At 70.2% G+C, this 17,604-nt stretch carries 17 protein-coding genes; 7 read left to right on the top strand and 10 right to left on the bottom strand.

Going from position 1 to position 17,604, the window contains the following annotated elements:
- Positions 1-450: MFS transporter (locus NN2_RS10715; RefSeq protein WP_218022018.1), on the bottom strand; the 450-nt coding region annotated here is incomplete at its 3' end.
- Between the two features lie 94 nt (positions 451-544).
- Here NN2_RS10715 and NN2_RS10710 point away from each other — a divergent pair.
- A complete protein-coding gene (locus NN2_RS10710) occupies positions 545-1,393 on the top strand; it encodes a helix-turn-helix transcriptional regulator (RefSeq protein ID WP_063012674.1) in 849 nt (282 codons plus the stop codon).
- Positions 1,394-1,585: 192 nt separating this feature from the next.
- On the opposite strand, the gene NN2_RS10705 is transcribed toward NN2_RS10710, so the two are convergent.
- Positions 1,586-1,762, bottom strand: a complete 177-nt coding sequence (locus tag NN2_RS10705; RefSeq protein WP_156511298.1) for a hypothetical protein — start codon at positions 1,760-1,762, stop codon at positions 1,586-1,588.
- 203 nt (positions 1,763-1,965) lie between these two features.
- Between NN2_RS10705 and NN2_RS10700 the strand changes: the two genes are divergently transcribed.
- The gene (locus NN2_RS10700) at positions 1,966-2,946 is read left to right on the top strand and encodes an SDR family NAD(P)-dependent oxidoreductase (protein WP_063012671.1); all 981 of its coding nucleotides are present in this window, start codon (positions 1,966-1,968) and stop codon (positions 2,944-2,946) included.
- Between the two features lie 71 nt (positions 2,947-3,017).
- Here the strand turns inward: NN2_RS10700 and NN2_RS10695 are convergent, their stop codons facing one another.
- The 4 genes from NN2_RS10695 to imuA' all read right to left on the bottom strand — a co-directional run bounded on the left by NN2_RS10695 (position 3,018) and on the right by imuA' (position 7,170).
- Positions 3,018-3,914 (bottom strand): ferredoxin family protein, encoded by an 897-nt coding sequence (locus NN2_RS10695; protein WP_063012709.1) that lies wholly within the window; start codon positions 3,912-3,914, stop codon positions 3,018-3,020.
- Between the two features lie 62 nt (positions 3,915-3,976).
- Positions 3,977-4,744, bottom strand: a complete 768-nt coding sequence (locus tag NN2_RS10690; protein WP_063012707.1) for an alpha/beta fold hydrolase — start codon at positions 4,742-4,744, stop codon at positions 3,977-3,979.
- 90 nt (positions 4,745-4,834) lie between these two features.
- Positions 4,835-6,439 (bottom strand): DNA polymerase Y family protein, encoded by a 1,605-nt coding sequence (locus NN2_RS10685; RefSeq protein ID WP_063012705.1) that lies wholly within the window; start codon positions 6,437-6,439, stop codon positions 4,835-4,837.
- On the bottom strand, positions 6,439-7,170 hold the full coding sequence (gene imuA' / locus NN2_RS10680; RefSeq protein ID WP_063012704.1) for a DnaE2-dependent mutagenesis accessory factor ImuA': 732 nt from the start codon (positions 7,168-7,170) through the stop codon (positions 6,439-6,441). Before imuA' ends, NN2_RS10685 begins: the two co-directional genes overlap by 1 nt.
- Before the next feature lie 407 nt (positions 7,171-7,577).
- Here imuA' and NN2_RS10675 point away from each other — a divergent pair, with 407 nt between their 5' ends.
- Positions 7,578-8,723, top strand: a complete 1,146-nt coding sequence (locus tag NN2_RS10675; RefSeq protein ID WP_030513526.1) for a serine/threonine-protein kinase — start codon at positions 7,578-7,580, stop codon at positions 8,721-8,723.
- 7 nt (positions 8,724-8,730) lie between these two features.
- On the opposite strand, the gene NN2_RS10670 is transcribed toward NN2_RS10675, so the two are convergent.
- The 3 genes from NN2_RS10670 to NN2_RS10660 all read right to left on the bottom strand — a co-directional run bounded on the left by NN2_RS10670 (position 8,731) and on the right by NN2_RS10660 (position 11,520).
- Positions 8,731-9,393, bottom strand: a complete 663-nt coding sequence (locus tag NN2_RS10670; RefSeq protein WP_036498325.1) for a response regulator — start codon at positions 9,391-9,393, stop codon at positions 8,731-8,733.
- A 167-nt stretch (positions 9,394-9,560) separates the two neighbouring features.
- Entirely contained in the window at positions 9,561-11,066 is a 1,506-nt protein-coding gene (locus NN2_RS10665) for an ATP-binding protein (protein WP_174554960.1), read from the bottom strand.
- Positions 11,067-11,151: 85 nt separating this feature from the next.
- On the bottom strand, positions 11,152-11,520 hold the full coding sequence (locus NN2_RS10660; RefSeq protein WP_063012669.1) for a DUF6223 family protein: 369 nt from the start codon (positions 11,518-11,520) through the stop codon (positions 11,152-11,154).
- A 222-nt stretch (positions 11,521-11,742) separates the two neighbouring features.
- Between NN2_RS10660 and NN2_RS10655 the strand changes: the two genes are divergently transcribed.
- From NN2_RS10655 to NN2_RS10640, 4 genes are all read left to right on the top strand, one after another.
- A complete protein-coding gene (locus NN2_RS10655) occupies positions 11,743-12,945 on the top strand; it encodes a sensor histidine kinase (protein ID WP_063012667.1) in 1,203 nt (400 codons plus the stop codon).
- A complete protein-coding gene (locus tag NN2_RS10650) occupies positions 12,942-13,631 on the top strand; it encodes a response regulator (RefSeq protein WP_063012665.1) in 690 nt (229 codons plus the stop codon). The genes NN2_RS10655 and NN2_RS10650 overlap by 4 nt, the downstream gene beginning before the upstream one ends.
- A 139-nt stretch (positions 13,632-13,770) precedes the next feature.
- Positions 13,771-15,609, top strand: coding sequence for a PspC domain-containing protein (locus NN2_RS10645; protein ID WP_063012663.1), 1,839 nt, complete (start codon positions 13,771-13,773; stop codon positions 15,607-15,609).
- A complete protein-coding gene (locus NN2_RS10640) occupies positions 15,602-15,823 on the top strand; it encodes a hypothetical protein (RefSeq protein ID WP_030513518.1) in 222 nt (73 codons plus the stop codon). The genes NN2_RS10645 and NN2_RS10640 overlap by 8 nt, the downstream gene beginning before the upstream one ends.
- An 85-nt stretch (positions 15,824-15,908) precedes the next feature.
- On the opposite strand, the gene guaA is transcribed toward NN2_RS10640, so the two are convergent.
- The gene (gene guaA, locus NN2_RS10635; protein WP_030513517.1) at positions 15,909-17,486 is read right to left on the bottom strand and encodes a glutamine-hydrolyzing GMP synthase; all 1,578 of its coding nucleotides are present in this window, start codon (positions 17,484-17,486) and stop codon (positions 15,909-15,911) included.
- Positions 17,487-17,604 lie beyond the last annotated feature (118 nt).

Below are 17,604 nucleotides of genomic sequence, written 5' to 3'. Positions count from 1 at the left end.
GACCGCCCGCGCGCGCCGCCCGGGGTCGGCATAGGCGTGCCGGACCATCGCCAACGAGGCCGGCAGCTGGATCGCGGCTCCGAGGCCCTGCGCGAACCGGGCGGCGATCAACATCGCCGGCGTCGTCGCCAGCCCGCAGGCCAGCGAGGCCGCGACGAACACCGTGAGACCCGCGACGAACGCCCGCCGCGCCCCGATCCGATCGGACAGCGTGCCACCGATCAGCTGGAAGGCGGCGAATACCAGCGTGTAGCCGTCCACCACCCACTGCAGCTGACTCAGGCCGGCATCGAGCCGGTGCCCGAGCGTGGGCAGCGCGACGTTCACGATGGTGGCGTCCAGGCTGACCATCAGGAATCCGAAGGAGGCCGCGAACAGCGTCCACCGGGCCCGCCCGGGCGCCTCGGTGATCTCGATGCCGGAAATCGGCTGGGTGACAGGTGTGCTCACGTCGTCAGCATCGATCCCGGGGCGACCGCCCGACAAGGGCCGAGGGTGCACCTGTCAGGGCTACCCTGAGCGAGGCGTGATGGTAGGAGGAACGGTGGCAGACACACAGGCGAGCGAGTTGGGTTCGTTCCTGCGCTCGCGCCGGACCGCGCTCGCGCCCGAGGCGGTCGGTATCCGCGTCGAGGGCGTGCGGCGCACGGCGGGGCTGCGCCGCGCGGAGCTGGCCCGGCTCGCGGGGGTCAGCCCGGGCTACTACACGCGGCTGGAGCAGGGGCGTGCTCCGCATCCGTCACCGAGTGTGCTTGCCGCGCTGGCGAATGCGCTGCGGCTGTCCGCCGACGAGCGCGAGCATCTGTTCGCGCTCGGCGGCGATGTGCGGCTGCAGCCGGCCGAGCCGGGCGAACTGTCGCTCGGCGCCCGCCGGATGCTGGAGCTGCTGTCGGAGCCGACGGCCGCGTATGTGATCGACCGCTACAGCGACGTTCTCGCATGGAATGCCGGCGCCGCCGCGCTCTTCGGCCACCTGGTCGAGGGCTTTGGCCATCCGAACAACGTCCGCTATGTCTTCACCGACCCTGAGGCGAGGCAACGCTTTTCGGACTGGGACGAGATAGCCGCCGACTCGGTGGCACATCTGCGTGCGGCCACCGGTCGGCGGCCGGACGATCCGACGCTGCGCCGGCTGGTGGCCGACCTGCACGCCCGGAGCGCTCCTTTCCGGGAACTGTGGGCCGATCACGAACTGCGGCACAAGGTCAGCGGGCACAAACGGCTGTACCACCCACTCGTCGGCGCCTTCACGCTCGACTACGTGGTGCTGGCCGTTCCGAATGTGCCGGGGCAGCGGTTGGTGGCCTACAGCGCCGAACCCGGCACGACCGCGTACGACGCGCTGGTACGGCTGGCGGCGGCTGCGCCCCGGGCATCCACTGTCGCGGGCTGACCAGGGAAGCGGTCGGCCGCAGGGGCAGAACAGGCCGCCGCTGGAATCTCGCTGATTCGAATCTTTTTCGCGAATATCGGCTCGCCCTAATGTCACTGGGCGAATCGACGGCGGGAAGGAAAGGGACCCCATGTCTGTACTGGAGTCCGCGCCGGCGAGTACGCGCGCCGCGGGGCTCACCCCTGAGCCCGCTCATCCGCCGGTGTACAGGGCGCGACGCCGGCGCCGCGCACGCCGGACCGCCTGTTCCGCCGCGGCGGCGGCCTCTCCTGCGGATGCCCCCGCTGCGATCGCCTTCGCCCGGGCGTCGGCCCCGGCCTTCTCGTCCCTGGCCGCCCTTCGCCGGCGCAACGCTGTCCACAGACTCACCGTCGTCTCCTCCCGCACCGATATCCGAACACCCAGCATGACGCGGGAGCGCCGGGCCGGCATCGCCCGTCGGAATGACCGGTACGGGGCCGATGTAGTCCTCGCGACCTACCCGGCTCCCCCGCGCCGATGTGCGCAGCCCCTTGGCAGCGGAACTTACTTTGGAGTAAGTTCGGAGGAAATCGACCTGCAAGGGAGCAGCGATGTCGGATAACCACGCGGCCGAACACGGCTATCTGGCCCGTCGGCGGGCACGCCGGGATCTCGCCGGTAAACATGTCGTCATCACGGGCGCCTCCTCCGGTATCGGGCGGGCGGCGGCGACCGCGGTCGCCGCCAAGGGGGCCGTGGTGCTGCTGCTGGCACGGCGTGGCGAGGAACTGAACGCCGTGGTCGAGGAGATCACCGCCGCGGGCGGGCGGGCCTACGCCTACCAGTGCGACGTCACCGATTCCGACTCGGTGGACCGGACCGTGAAGTCGATTCTCGACACCCACGGCCACGTCGACATGCTGGTCAACAATGCCGGCCGCTCCATCCGGCGCGCCGTGCACCGATCCACCGACCGGCTGCACGACTTCGAACGGACCATGGCGGTCAACTACTTCGGTGCGGTGCGGATGACGCTGGCACTGCTGCCCCAGATGCGGGAGCGCAAATTCGGCCACATCGTGAACATCTCGAGCGCGGGTGTTCAGGTCGCCACACCGCGGTTCGCCGCCTATCTCGCCAGTAAGGCCGCCCTGGACAAGTTCGCGGAGGTCACGGCGGCCGAGATGCTCTCCGACAACATCACTTTCACAACCATCCACATGCCGCTGGTGCGGACGCCGATGATCGCGCCCAGCGGTAAACAGGGCCCGTCGGAATCTCCCGAATGGGCGGCGGCCACCATCGTGCGCGCGCTGAGCGAGCGGCCGCGGCGCATCGATGTGCCGGTGGGCACCCTGGCCGAATACGGGACGCTGTTCGCACCGGGAATCAAGGATCGGGTCATGCACCGGTACTACCGGGCGCTGCCGGACTCCCCCGCCGCCAAGGGCGAACTGCCGGTCGAGGACGAACCGGAGTCGGAAGTGCCCGCACTGCAGGCGAAACCACAGCGCAAGCCGTCGGCGGCGGAGCGGGTTACCCGCTCGACACTGCGCCGCGCCGCCCGGTTGGTTCCCGGCACCTACTGGTAGACGCGGCTGCAGCCTCCACCCGCGTCGCTCCGTTGCGCTCGCTCCCGCCGCCGGTCACCCGCGGCGAAATGTCACGTGGTCTCGCGGATTTCGTCCACGACGATCGCCGACGCCGGTTTCGGGGCGGCGCCGCAGCTCGCCTGGCGGGGCGGATAGCCGACGGTTCGCGTGGTGACCAGCCACCGGCGGCCGTCGGTATGGGTCACCTCGGCGGCGCCGGCGAAGGTCGCCGGATCCGAGATCGGGATGTTCGGCTCGACAGCCGTCACCGTCAACTGGTCGAGGGCGGCCGGCACCCGTTCCCGCACCGCGATCTCCGCCACCTGCTCGACCGGCGACAGGCCGCTTCGCCCGCGAAACCCCTTCAGCGACAGGTGGTTACGCCGCACCTGCGCCACCGCTCGGACCGCGTCCTCGCCGTCGACCCGGCCGTAGGTCAACCCCTCGGGCAGGATCACCATGGCGGGCGCGAACCGGTGCCCGCCGGTATGCGAGCACTCCCAGACCTGATCCGGATATTCGGCCGCCAGCCGGGCCGCGATCGGACGTCCCAGCCGGGCGCAACACTGATCGCGCTTACCGTGTGCGCACACCAGGGTCAGCGGATCGGTCACGCGTTCACCGATTCCCGGCGCGGGACCGTTCAGCACGTGCAGATCGATATCGAGAAGTTGTTCCAGACCGGTGACGGTCAGACGTTCGCACCACGAATTCTGTGGCCGGGAGGCGGCGAGCAGAACCGTTCGCACACCGGTGAATTCGCCGCGACCGGGACGCCGGATGAGGGTGGGACGGACGCGCGCGGCCTTGGTGCGGGCGGCCAGTTCGGCGGTGAGCTCGGCACCGAGGACCGCATCGCCGATCACATCGCGGCCCCAGGCGCCGGGTTGTTCGATGCACAGCCAGCCGCTCACCCGGGTCGCGCTGCCCGGCAGGGGAATATCGGCCGCTGCCGCCGAACACGGCAGCCCGTCGAAATTGCTCGCGGGCGCCTGCGAGGTGGGTGCGGAACGGGAATCGGCCCCCACGTTCAGCGCTCCAGGAACGGCAGCACCACCGAAGCGAACTCCCGATACCGGTCGCGGTGGATGCTGTGCCCGCAGGTGAAGGCCTCGACCCGGCAGTCCGGGACGCTGGCGCGGAAGATCTCCAACTTCTCCGGATCGACCATGCCGCCGGGACCGCCGCGCAACAACACTGTGGCTGCGGTGATATCCGCCAGCCGCTCCCACCATTCCGGATGCGGTTTGCGGAACTGCTCGAGCGCCGGAGTGGTCATCGACCGGTCGAAGGCCAGAACCGCACGCGGATGACGCAGCAGACTGGTGGTGGCATGCCACAGTTCCGGCACGGACGGCAGCCGCCGGGTGAGAGTGAGTTGTTCGTCACCGGAACGCAGCGGCAGCGGCTGTTCCTCGAGAACCAGCCGCCGGACCAGGGCCGGCCGTTCGATGGCCACCCACGAGCAGGCGTATCCGCCGAGCGAATGCCCGACCAGATCGACGGTGGCCAGTTCCAGCCGATCGCACAGGCGCAGCAGATCCGTGCCGAAATCCTCGAACCGGTAGGAGGCGGTGTGTTCGCTGCGGCCGTGTCCGCGCAGATCGGGAATGATCACCCGGCGTCCGGATCGGATCAGCGCGGTGGCGAAGCGATCCCAGGTGTGGCCGTCGCCACCCATCCCGTGCACCAGCACCACCGGGACCTCCGAGAGCGGATGCGGCGTCGGCGCGCTGCCCGAATCCCGATAGGCGATCTGCACCCCCGCCAGGGGCACCCGGATGACGTTCGACTCCACGATCAGCCAGGGTACGTCGCCGCGGGCGCCGTCGCCGCAGCCTGTGGGGTGTTCCATAGCCCGCGCCCAGGGGCATCGGCGGCGCCGGCGCTATTCGTAGAGTCCCTCCACGTGCCAGATGTGGTCGTAGCCGAGCAACAGTAGAGCACGCTCCTCCGTGTCGAGCAGGATCTGCGTGCGGACGGCGCCTCCGGAATCGCCGGTGGCCCACCAGCGTTCGTCCAGCAGCCAGGGACCGGCCCAGCCCGCGACCCGCCACGACTTGCTGCCCCAGCGCAATTCGGCCGGTTCGGCGGTGAACATGCCGCGGTCGGTGAGCCAGATCGGGCTGCCGTCGCCGGACTCCAGCCGGACCTCGGGATGGTTGACCAGCACCACCGCGGGAGCCGGTTGCGGCAGCCGGCCCGGCCACGGCAGGCCGGGATCGGCGGCGGGAACCGCTTCCTCACCGAAGGTGATCAAGGTGACGCGTTCGACGGGACCGCGGCCGCCGCTGAGGACACCGATCCGCACCGCCTCACCGCCCAGCAGACCCTGCACCCGGGTCAGGGCGCGGCGGGCGCGCTGATCCTCCTCGCCGACCCCACCCCAGAGCCCGAGCTGCAGCGCACCGGCCGCAACCACCTCGACCGGCTCCAGGCGCAGCAGCGTGATCGGAGCGGACGGTGGCGGTTCGGAATCGCCCGTCCGCCCGCGTTTTCCGTTGGTCAGGGCGCGATGGGTGAGCCAGCCGTCCAGCTGCCAGCGCACCCGGTCCGCGGTGGTCTCCGGAGTGAGCGGCTGGGCACAGCGCCAGATTCTCGACAGCTGTTCCCCGGCCGCGGTTTCGGCGTGGACCGCCAGCCGGGTGCAGGCCACCGAGGCCGCCGCCAGGCGTTCGTGCAGCCGGGTGGCGAGCATGCGACCGGCGAAGGCGGCGGCATCGACCCGCTCGATCGGCGGATCGCACCGGTACTCCACCATCAGGTCCGGGGCGGGCGGGGCCGCCGAGGGCGGGCGCTCCGGTTCGGCACGGGCACACCGGTGCGCCCGGATCGCGTCGGCGCCGAACCGGGAGGCGACCTCGGCGGGTGTGAGGGCCGCGAAATCGCCGATTCGGCGTAAACCCAAGCGGTGCAACAGATCCACCAGTTCGGCGCGCTCCGGTGGAGCCAGGCTCGGCTCCACGGCCAGTTCCCCGACCGGCAGCGGCGCCAGGAAATTCGCGGCGGCGCCCGGCGCGACGATCTGCGCCCGGCGCGCGGCTGTCACCGCGGCCGACAGTTCGTCGGCGATGCCGATCCGGCATTCCACACCGAGTGCGGCGACCGCGTCGACCAGGCGTTCGGCGGCCTCCTCCTCGGACCCGAAGTAACGAGCGGCGCCGCGGGCGGCGAGTACCAGCAGGCCGGGACGCAAGACCTCCACTCCCGGCACCGTCGCGTCCACGGCCGTCGCCACCGGTTCGAACAGACGCGCGTCGCGGTCCGGATCCGCCTGCGCCACATGGAGGTCCGGGCAGCGCGCCTGCGCCTCGCGCCGGGTCAGACCGCGCCGCACCCCCGCATCGCGAGCCACCGCCGAACAGGCCACCACCCGATTCGCGTGCAGCACCACCACCGGTCGCAACGGTGAGAGGTCGGCCACGGCGGCCGCCGCCGCGGCCGGCCAGTCCGGACACCACACCGCCAAGACGCGGAACCCGTGTCGCTTCATCACGCCCCCACTGCCGACAGCGCGGTAGGCGGCGAATCCGATTCCGGTACAAGCCATTCGACCCGGCCGTCGCGCGGGCACAGGTCGAGCGTGCCGGTGCGCTCCGGTGCGGACCGGCCGCGCACGCAGACGTTCAAGCGCACCGATCGCAACCGGCCGCGGCCACGCCCCAGGCCCGAATAGCCCGCGACCCGGGTGTCGATCCGCAGCGTCGGACCGCTCCAGGCGCCACCGGTCACCACGAGCGTGGCCCCTTTGCTGCGGGCGCGGGCGGCGAGAATTCGAGTTCGGCTGGGCGGCACCGATATACCGGCCAGGCCGACCACCACCAGATCAAGACCATCCAGCAACACTGCGGCGACCTCCACCGGGTCCGGGCCGGGTTCGGTCACCACGGCCAGCCGGCCCAGATCGGCACCCATCTCCGCGGCGGCGAGCAATCCGAGCCGCGGCAAGCCGACGGCCGCGGCGTAGCCCCCGCCGCCGGTCACCGCGGCCAGCAGGCCGGTCAGCAGCGAACCCGCGCCCGAGTAGGCCACCACCGCCCCCTTCGGCATCCCGCCCTCGGGCAGCAGCCCGGCCAGCGCGGGCGGTACGGGAAGAAGCTCTCTGCGCAGTTCAGCGCTTGTCGGCGGGCGTTCCACGACCTCGACCCCACGGGCCGGAACCGCGGCCATCCGCCGCCGCAGCTCCGCCAGCTGCACGGCCCGCGCGTCACCAGCCGAACCCATCTCGCCGACCACCTATCTCTCACCGAACGGACTCCACCGCACTCGATGCACCGCACCGCGGCATCGACTACATACCGCACCTCCTCCGCCTCACCCACCTGCGCCGGGGCTCGCATCCCCCGACAACGTCGGAAGCACCGCCGAGTGGATTCAGCACCGATTCAGCTATCGATCGTAATCGAATATACGTTCGATCCGGTGATCAGTAGAACCTTCCGACCGGTCTCCGTCAAGCCACACCGGCCCAGGTGTCACATCAGTCCCACTGCGACTGTTCCGTCACCCGTCGCGGCTGTTGTCCCCACCACTCATCGGGGCCGTCCGGCGGGCCGCCCGCCGGGTTGTGACCGCCGCCAACCCCGGTCCGAAGCAGGCCGGTCGCCCTGGTTTTCGGCTATCCTCGCGCCGTGACCGAACGCGCCCGCCCCATCGTCGGCCCCGACTATCTCGTCGCCGGCCGTTACCGCCTGCAGTCCAAACTCGGAGGCGGCGGTATGGGTGCGGTATGGCTCGCCACCGATCGGCTGCTCAACCGCGAGGTCGCCATCAAACAGGTGCTCACCACCGCCGGGCTCAGCGAGGCCGAGGCGACCGAGGTGCGCAACCGGATCGTGCACGAGGGCCGGGTCGCGGCCAAGCTCTCGCACGAACACGCGATCGCCGTCTACGACGTGGTGCTCGAGGCGGGCGAACCGTGGCTGGTGATGGAGTATCTGCCCTCGCGCAGCGTCGCCAAGGCACTCGCGCTGGCCGACACCCTCTCCCCCATCGAGGTCGCGCAGATCGGCGCGCAGGTGGCCGACGCCCTGGCCACCGCCCATGCCGCCGGAATCGTGCATCGCGACATCAAACCGGGCAACATCCTCGTCGCCGATCGAGGCTCCGAGGTGGGGATGGCCAAACTCAGCGACTTCGGTATCTCCAGTGCGGGTGAGGCTTTCGACGAACCGGAAGACGTGATCACCGGCACCCCGTCCTATCTGCCGCCGGAGGTGGCGCGCGGTGCTCAGCCGGGCCCGGCCAGCGACGTATTCTCCCTCGGCGCGACGCTCTACACCGCGATCGAGGGACATCCGCCGTACGGATTCGACGACGACAACGACGTCATAGTCACGCGCGCGGCGATGGCACAGATCATTCCGCCCACCCGCAGCGGGCCGCTCACCCAGGTGCTGCTGCACATGATGGAACCGGCGCCGCAGCGTCGCCCCACCATGGCCGAGGCCCGCGAGGAAATCCTCACCGCCGCCTTCGGTCCCGGCACCGGGCCTTATATTCTCGGCGCTCCGATCCGCACCGAGGACGGCACCATTCCGGCCTGGGCGGCCCGCAATTCGGCCGCCGGACTGCGCAGTCCGCATTCCGCGCCGCTGCCCCGCCCGCCGCGGGTCGCCGCGGCCGGTGCCGTTGCGCAGCAACCGAAATTGGGGAAATCGAAGCTCGTCGACATCGACTTCACGAAGTTCGGGCCCAATGCGGCGCCGCTCGCGATCGCGGTGGGCCTGCTGATCGGACTGCTCATCCTGATCGTGATCCTCGTCGCCGCGATGTAGGCGCGACTCAGTCGATGCGCCGGCGATGCGCCCAGCGAGTCAGCGCATTGCGGTTGGACTGCTGGGTTTTTCGCAGCACGTTGGAGGCGTGGGTTTCCACGGTTTTCACCGAGATGAACAGGGTTTCGGCGATTTCGCGATAGGTGTAGCCGCGCGCCAGCAGGCGCAGCACCTCCAGTTCGCGCGGGGTCAGCGAATCCAGTTCCGGATCCAGCGGGGGTTCGGGGGCCGGTGAGCGCCCGGTGAACGAGTCCAGCACGAAACCGGCCAGCCGCGGACTGAACACCGCGTCGCCGCCCGCGACGCGCCGAATGCCTTCGGCCAGTTCGGAACCGGAGATGGTCTTGGTGACGTAACCGCGCGCGCCCGCGCGAATCACCGCGATCACATCCTCGGCGGCATCGGAGACGCTCAGCGCCAGGCATACCGGGCCGTTACCCGACGCCGAACCGTTCGGACGATCGTCGATGCCCTGCAGGACCGCGACACCGCCGCCGTCGGGCATATGCACATCCAGCAACACCACATCGGGTCGCGCGGCGTCGATTCCGGCCACGGCCTCGGCCACGGTGCCCGCTTCCCCGACGACATCCATATCGGCTTCGCGGCTCAACTCCGCCCGCACCCCGGACCGGAACACGGCGTGGTCGTCGACCAGAAAGACCCGGATCGTCACAGTTCTCCTCACCTCGAGCCGGCCCGCTGCCGGGCGCGGCAGCGCCGAACTCCTCATCGGTACCACATCGGTGGCCGGGGTGCCGGAAACCGCATCGCGGTGGGCAGGGCCGGTACCGCTGCCGATGTGCCCGCCTCCCCCATCTCCGCACGCTCCGCCCGCTACCGCGACCTGCCCGGGCCGGTATCCGCGGTTTCCCCTCGCGGTTCGGTCGTCGCGGCGCTGTGCGAATCACCGGCGCGGCTCGCGTCGGCGGCCTCGGCCGCCGTGCCGGAGCGGTGTCCCTCCGCACTCGCGGACTCGGCATCCCCGGACTCTGCACGGTCGACGCCGGCTGCGGCGAATTCCTCTTGGCCCTCGGAATCCTTGCGAGGCATCATGATTCGCACCTCGGTGCCGCGGCCGGGTGCGGTCTGAACCTCGACGGTGCCGCCGCGGCGTTCGATCCGGGCGTGAATGGATTTCGCCAGGCCCTGCCGGTCCGCCGGTACCGAGGCGGGATCGAACCCGGTGCCGCGATCGCGCACGAAGATGCTGACCTGATGCGGTTCCACCTCGGCGAAGACGTCGATGGTCGGCACACCGGCATGTTTGGCGGCGTTGACCAGCGCCTCCCGGGTGGCGCCGAGCAGGGCGGTGAAATGTTCCTTCGGCAGGCCGAATCCGGTATCGCCGACATCCATCGAGACGTCGCCGACGGTCACCGGAGTCACCTGCACCCCGTACTGGTCCTCCACCTCACCGGCGATCGTGCGCAGTGCGGCGGCCAGGCTCGACTGCGCGGGCATGGAATCCTCGAACAACCATTTCCGCAGCTCCCGCTCCTGGCTGCGGGCCAGCCGGGCGACCTCCTGCGGATCGTCGGCCTGCCGCTGGATCAGCGCCAGGGTCTGCAGCACCGAATCGTGCAGATGTGAGGCGATCTCCTCGCGTTCCTCGTTGCGGATGCGGGCCGAGCGTTCGGCATTGAGGGCGCGCATCATGCGCAACCACAGCGGCACCGTCAGCAGTCCGACGCCGATCAGCGTGACCGCGACCGCGATCAGTGCCGAACCCAGCGAACTCAGGTTGATGCGGGCCAGCACCACCACGCCCAGCCCGACCACGATCAGCGTCGCCCCGGCCAGAATGCGCGTCCAGGTGAGCACGGTCGGCCGGGCGGGCAGGCCGAGAATGGAACGTGGCCCCTCGGCATCGAATTCGCGCCACACCAGCGCCGCACCGACGGCGACCACGATGATCGGCGCGACCACCCGCGCCGCGGTCCCGTTGAACAGCCACGCCATCGAGACCGACAGCGCCAGCCCGAGCAGCACCAGCCCGACGGCCTGCCGCCGCTCGGACGCCGTGGGCGGCGGCCCGTCCGCACCCGAGGACGTGAAGATCCACAGCAGCCCGTAGGCCACGATCCCCGCCCCCATCAAGGCCGACAGCAGGACGAACGCCATCCGCACCTTGAAGACGTCGACACCCAGATGGTCGGCGATACCGCCCGCGACCCCGCCGACGACCCGGCCACCGGATCGCCGCAGCAACCGCGGCTGTTCGAGCACCGGATCGGCGCCCCGGCCGTCCGGCCCGAGACCGTCCACACCGGCGCGAGGTTCGAACCCCCCGCGACCGTCGAACCCCGAACGCGCGTCGAATGCGGGCATGGAGGGGTACATGCCTTCGATACTGGCACGTCACCCCGACAACCGACCATCGGGAAATACCCGGATTCCCGATCTCGGGGTCGCCGACGGCGCCGTGTTATCCGAGGCGGCGAGCACGCACCAGCGAGAGGCTACCCAGAACCACGCCACCCAGCCCGAGCACCACCGCGGCGATCGCGCCGGCCAGCCCGTTGCCGGTACCGAAACCACCGGCGGCATCGGCCCCGTGGATGGCGCCGACGACCGCGGCGACCGCTCCCAGCGCCAGCGCCGTGACGGCCCGGGACCGGCGGGTGCCGACGCGGTGGCCACGGGCCGAGACCGCCGACCCACCGGCGATCACGCTGATCAAGCCCAGGATGGCCGCGATGGTGGGAATGGTCCGGCCGACGCCGACCTCGTACCCGGCGGCCACGACGCAGAGGCGGGTGGTCGAGAGCGCGGCGAACACATCGAGTGCGGGCATCGCGAATCCTTTCGGTCGAGCGGCAGCCGGCTGCCGTGCGGGTCGCACGGACTCGGAATCGGCTGCGGACGCGACGATCGTCGCGCCGCGACCCGCTCGCGGACATCGGCCCGGGATCGACGACGAATACGCCGTTCGGCGTAGCCGACCGCGCACCGCGACGTACGAAGTCGCGCGCTCGGCACGACGTCCCAGGCCGCCTCGGGCTCCTATGATCGCCACATGCCGGACCGCGTCACACCGCTGCGCCTGCCGGGCTGGTCTCAGGATCTGCTGTTGGCGGTATTCATCACCGTGATGCAGGTCCAGGGCACCGTCGTCCGCAACAGCGGCCGGCCCGAGGAGGTGCTGCGCCCGCTCTCGGACTTTGGATACCTCGGCTACCTCCTCTTGATCATCGCGGGCACCGTCCTGGTCCTGCGGCGCCGATATCCGGTCGCGGTATTCGCCGTCACCGCGCTCACCAGTGCGATCTACTACGCCCTCGACTTCCCGGACGGACCCGGATGGCTGGCACTGTTCGTAGCGCTCTACACCCTCACCGCACACGGTGACGGGCGGCGCTCGCTGGTGGTGGCCGGAGTGGGGATCGCCGTCCTGACCGCGATCTGGCTTCCCGCCGCATCGGACGTCCAACCGCCGGCCGCGATCGGCTGGGTCTATTTCCGGGTAGGCGCCGCGGTGATGAGCGCCGCGCTCGGCGAGAGTGTCCGCTCGCGGAAAGTCATTGCGGCACAGGCGTTGGAGCGCGCCGAGCTGGCGGAACGAACTCGCGAGGAGGAGGCCCGCGCCCGGGTCGACGCGGAACGTCTCCGCATCGCCCGCGAAGTGCACGATACGGTCGCGCACGCCATGGCCGTCATCAACGTCCAGTCCGGTGTCACCGCGCACGTGCTGGACAAACGGCCCGAACAAGCGCGTGAGACCCTGAAGATCATCGAGCGGACCAGCTCTCGGGCGTTGTCGGAAATGCGGGCGGTCCTCGGAGTTCTCGACGACCGCGCCCCGCATCCGGGTCTCGGGCAGATCCGGGAACTCGCCGCCGCGGCCCGCGACGCCGGGCTCGAGGTCGAATTCGGCACGCCCGCACCGCCTCCCGAGATACCCGGCGCGGTCGGCACCGCGATATACCGGATACTGCAGGAATCGATCACCAATGTGATTCGCCATGCCGGCGCGACGCGAGTCTCGGTCGAGGTGAACTACGGTGCCGACACGGTCGACATCAGGGTCACCGACGACGGGCGGCAGTCACCCGCCGCATCTTTCGCAGGTCCAGCGCGTACCGCCGGGCGCGGCATCCTCGGTATGCGTGAGCGATGCCGGCTCCTGGGAGGTGATCTGGACGCGGGCCCGCTTCCGCACGGAGGATTCGCGGTCACGGCCCGGCTGCCCCTGGCCACGACGGAAACGGTGAACCTGTGAGGAGTACGGCAGACTCGGACGGTGGCACCCCGATCCGGGTTCTGCTCGTCGACGACGAGCAGTTGGTGCGCTCGGGCTTTCGGCTCCTGCTCGATATCGAGGACGACATCACGGTCGTCGGAGAGGCCGCCAACGGCGCCGAAGCCGTGCGGAAAGCTCGTGCGCTGCGTCCGGATGTCGTACTGATGGATATCCGCATGCCGACGATGGACGGCATTCAGGCCACCCGCGAGATCGCCGCGACGACCGGGCTGCAGGATGTCCGGATCCTCATCCTGACCACCTACGACACCGATGCCTATGTCTTCGAGGGACTGCAGGCCGGCGCCGGCGGTTTTCTGCTCAAGGATGCCGGTCCGGCCGAGCTGCTGCACGCTATCCGCGTGGTCGCCGCCGGTGAGGCTCTGCTCGCGCCCCGGATCACTCGCCGGCTCATAGCCCAGTTCACGGCTCGCCGCGCCGCCGACCAGGCCGCCGAACAGCGGCTCGCGGTACTGACCGACCGTGAGCGGGAGGTGCTGGCCCTGGTCGGCCAGGGCATGAGCAATGCCGAGATCGGCGCCGAACTGTTCCTCAGTCCGGCGACCGCCCGCACCCACGTCAGCCGGGCGATGGTCAAACTCGGCGCGCGCGACCGCGCGCAATTGGTCGTCATCGCCTATCGAACGGGCCTGGTGGCACCGTAGATCGAACTTGTCCGACCGTGCCCCGAGCCGCCGTCGTCTGGCGGCCCGAGTCGAGTCGATTCCGTCCGGATGTAGTTCAGGTTCGTTTTCAGGGTGAACCCCGATGCCATTCGATGCTGCTCACGGCCACCATTGAGCTATGACCACAGCGAGCGGCGGGACCGGCGGCACGAGCCGGACGGGATTCAGCGAACAGCTCCAGCACCTGTGGCGGACGCGTCCGACACGGTTGCCGGGACAGAGTCCGGTCGCCGGCGTGGCGTCCGGATTCGGCCGGCGCTACGGCGTGGACCCGGTACTGATCCGGGTCGCGTTCGTGGTGTCGACGATCTTCGGTGGTGCGGGCATCGTGTTGTATCTGGCGGCATGGCTGCTGCTGCCTCCGGCGGGTGATGCGGTCTCACCCGCGGAGGGCCTGATCAGCCGCGGACGCAGTTCGCAGTCGTCGACCAAGACCATCGTGCTGATCGTCGCTCTGGCGATCGCGGTCACCACGATGGGCCCGGTGGGTGTCGGACTCGGCGGCTCGGGGGTGATCAGTTTCGCGCTGATGGTGGCCGGCTGGTGGTTGCTGTACATGCGGCAGCCGGAACCGCCGATCGACGGCTCCTATCCGCTGACGGCCGAGGGCGGGATCGCGGCGACGGGATATCCGGGGGCGAGCTTCCCGGGCGGGTCGCCGTGGAGCGGAAGCCAGTACGGACCCTTCACCAAGCTGCCCGACCACTACGAACCGGACCCGAATGCCTTTGCCGGCGGCCGGGTTCCGACCACACCGACACCGGCCTCGAACGACGCTGTTTCGACGACGGACAACGCGTCGGCAACCGAACCGATCGTCGCAGCCGCCGCCACCGCCCCACTGCGGGTCGATCCGGCCACCGGGACGCCGGAAAGTAATCCTGGCGAAGCCGGCACCGCATCGCCGGACAGCAGGAGTTCGGCACCCGAAGCGACCGAACCGACTGCGACCGAAAGCTCTGCCGCAGAAGGTGTTCCGACGGAAAATGCGTCCGAACGGCAGGCCGATTCGGACGCCGCGACCGATCCCGGTACCTCCGAACACGCTGCCACCGACCCGGACTCGCCCACCGACGAAGCGCCGGCCGACGACCGACCCACGGTCGCGCTGACCCGGCCACTCACCGCCGAATCCGAATCGGCGGCACCCTCCGACGAACACCCGGCCGAGGACGAGTCCGGCCCCGACGATTCGCCCGGGCCCGGCGGGAGCACACGTCCTCGCCCGACGCCTCCTCCCGGCCCACGGCCGAACGGCAACCGTCCGATCCCGAACCCGGCGCATGTCGGCCCCACTGCGGCCGGCTGGGATCCGCTCGGCGTGGCGCCCATGGCCTGGGATCTGCCCACCCCGACGCAGCAACGCCCGGTCGCGGTCGTCCCCGCACAGCGGCCGCACTCCCGGCTCACGCCGGTGGTGATCGGTCTGGCCGTCCTGGCGGCAGCGGCGGCGGGCGCGGTGGCCGCGGCCGGGGCGGACTGGATGACACCCGCGCGGATCGGCGCGGTCGCCCTGGCGGTGGTCGGCCTGGGCCTGATCGTCGGCGCGTTCCTGCGACGCGGCTACGGCTTGATGGTGGTGCTGGCGCCGCTGGCGGGATTCGTCATCCTCGCCTCGATGGTCGGTCCCGTCGAATTCGACCGCGGAGCCATGGGCGACCACGTCTGGACCCCGGCCACAACCGCCGATCTGGCCTCGGAATACCGGATCACCATGGGATCGGGCACGCTCGATCTGCGCCGACTGCCCCTCACCGAGAATCGCACGGTGCACGTGAACGTCCAGATGGGCGACTTCCGGGTGCTGGTGCCGGACTCGATGCGGCTACACGCGACCTGCAACGCCAGTATGGGCGACGTGTCCTGCCCGCAGGGGCCCACCGGACCGGCCGACGGGCCGATTCTCACTCTCGACGTCGATGTCCACGCCGGAAACGCGGAGGTGAAACGTGGCTGACAACGAAACGGCCGACACTCGGACCGAAACTGGGCGCGGACCGTCGTTCTCGCTGCTGCTGGCCGGGATACTCGCCCTGCTGGTCAGCGTCTGGGCCTTCATCGGCCCCACGTCCTGGCCCTTCCACAGTGCGGTGCCGGTGGGCTGGATCGTGGTGGGTGTGGCGGTGGTCGTGGGCATCGCCCTGGTGATCTCGCCGCGAAGGAAGAAATAGCCTCCGGAAGAGGCCGCAACAGAAAGAAGGGGCCTTCCAGCCGATGCTGGAAGGCCTCTTCTCCGCTATCCGTAACGACAGCCGCTCATTCCCATTCGATGGTGCCCGGCGGCTTGCTGGTCACATCGAGCACCACGCGATTGACCTCGGCCACCTCGTTGGTGATCCGGGTGGAGATGCGTTCGAGCACCTCGTAGGGCAGGCGGGTCCAGTCCGCGGTCATGGCGTCCTCACTCGACACCGGCCGCAGCACGATCGGATGTCCGTAGGTGCGGCCGTCGCCCTGCACGCCGACACTGCGCACATCGGCCAGCAGGACCACCGGGCACTGCCAGATCTGCGCGTCCAGACCGGCGGCGGTCAGTTCCTCGCGGGCGATCGCGTCGGCCTGCCGCAGGGTTTCCAGCCGGTCCGGCGTGACCTCGCCGATGATCCGGATCGCCAGGCCCGGCCCCGGGAAGGGCTGGCGCGCAACGATTTCCTCGGGCAGCCCGACCTCGCGGCCGACCGCGCGCACCTCGTCCTTGAACAGCAGCCGCAGCGGTTCGACCAGCTCGAATTCCAGATCCTCGGGCAGCCCGCCGACGTTGTGGTGGCTCTTGATGTTGGCGGTGCCGGAGCCGCCACCGGATTCGACCACGTCCGGGTACAGGGTGCCCTGCACCAGATATTCGACCGCGGGTCCGCCATCGCCGTCCTCGGTGCCGGTGGACTTCACGACCTCGGCGACCGCATCCTCGAAGGACCGGATGAACTCCCGGCCGATGATCTTGCGCTTCTCCTCCGGATCGGTGACGCCTTTCAGCTCACCGAGGAACTTCTCCACCGCGTCGACCGTCACCAGCTTGGCCCCGGTGGCGGCGACGAAGTCGCGCTGAACCTGTTCGCGCTCCCCGGCCCGGAGCAGGCCGTGGTCGACGAAGACACAGGTCAGCCGGTCTCCGATGGCCCGCTGCACCAGCGCGGCCGCCACCGCGGAATCCACGCCACCGGAAAGGCCGCAGATCGCGTGTCCGTCGCCGATCTGCTCGCGCACCTGCTCGACCAGCGCATCGGCGATATTGGCCGGGGTCCAGGACGCGGGGATGCCGGCGAGTTCGTGCAGGAACCGGCTCAGCACCTGCTGGCCGTGCGGCGAGTGCAGAACCTCCGGGTGGTACTGCACACCGGCCAGCCGCCGGGCGCGATTTTCGAAGGCGGCGACCGGCGCACCGGCCGTCGTCCCCGTGACCTCGAAGCCGGCCGGCGCGTCGGTGACCGCGTCGCCGTGGCTCATCCACACGGGTTGCACCGTCGGCAGTCCGCCGTGCAGCACGCCGCCGTCGATGTTCAGCTCGGTGCGGCCGTACTCACGGGTGCCGGTGTGCGCGACCGTGCCGCCGAGCGCCTGCGCCATCGCCTGGAATCCGTAGCAGATACCGAAGACCGGAATGTCGAGATCGAACAACCGCGGATCGAGCTGCGGCGCGCCCTCGGCGTACACGCTGGACGGCCCGCCGGACAGGATCACCGCCAGCGGCTGCCGATCGGCGATCTCCTCCACGGTCGCGGTATGCGGTACCACCTCCGAGTAGACGCTGGATTCGCGCACGCGCCGCGCGATCAACTGCGCGTACTGCGCCCCGAAGTCGACGACGAGAACTGGTCGCTGGGTTTCTGCCACCCGCACAGTTTAGTGAGGGCATCGGCGCACCTCGAGGGCGGGCGAGCCTGCGACTCGAGGCCGTGATCGCCCCCACTCCACCGGTTCGATGCCGGTCGTATCGGCCGGTGCCGGCCGG

Source organism: Nocardia nova NBRC 15556, assembly GCF_001613005.1.
Lineage (GTDB): Bacteria > Actinomycetota > Actinomycetes > Mycobacteriales > Mycobacteriaceae > Nocardia > Nocardia nova.
This window is presented reverse-complemented; position numbering and strand designations above follow the sequence as displayed.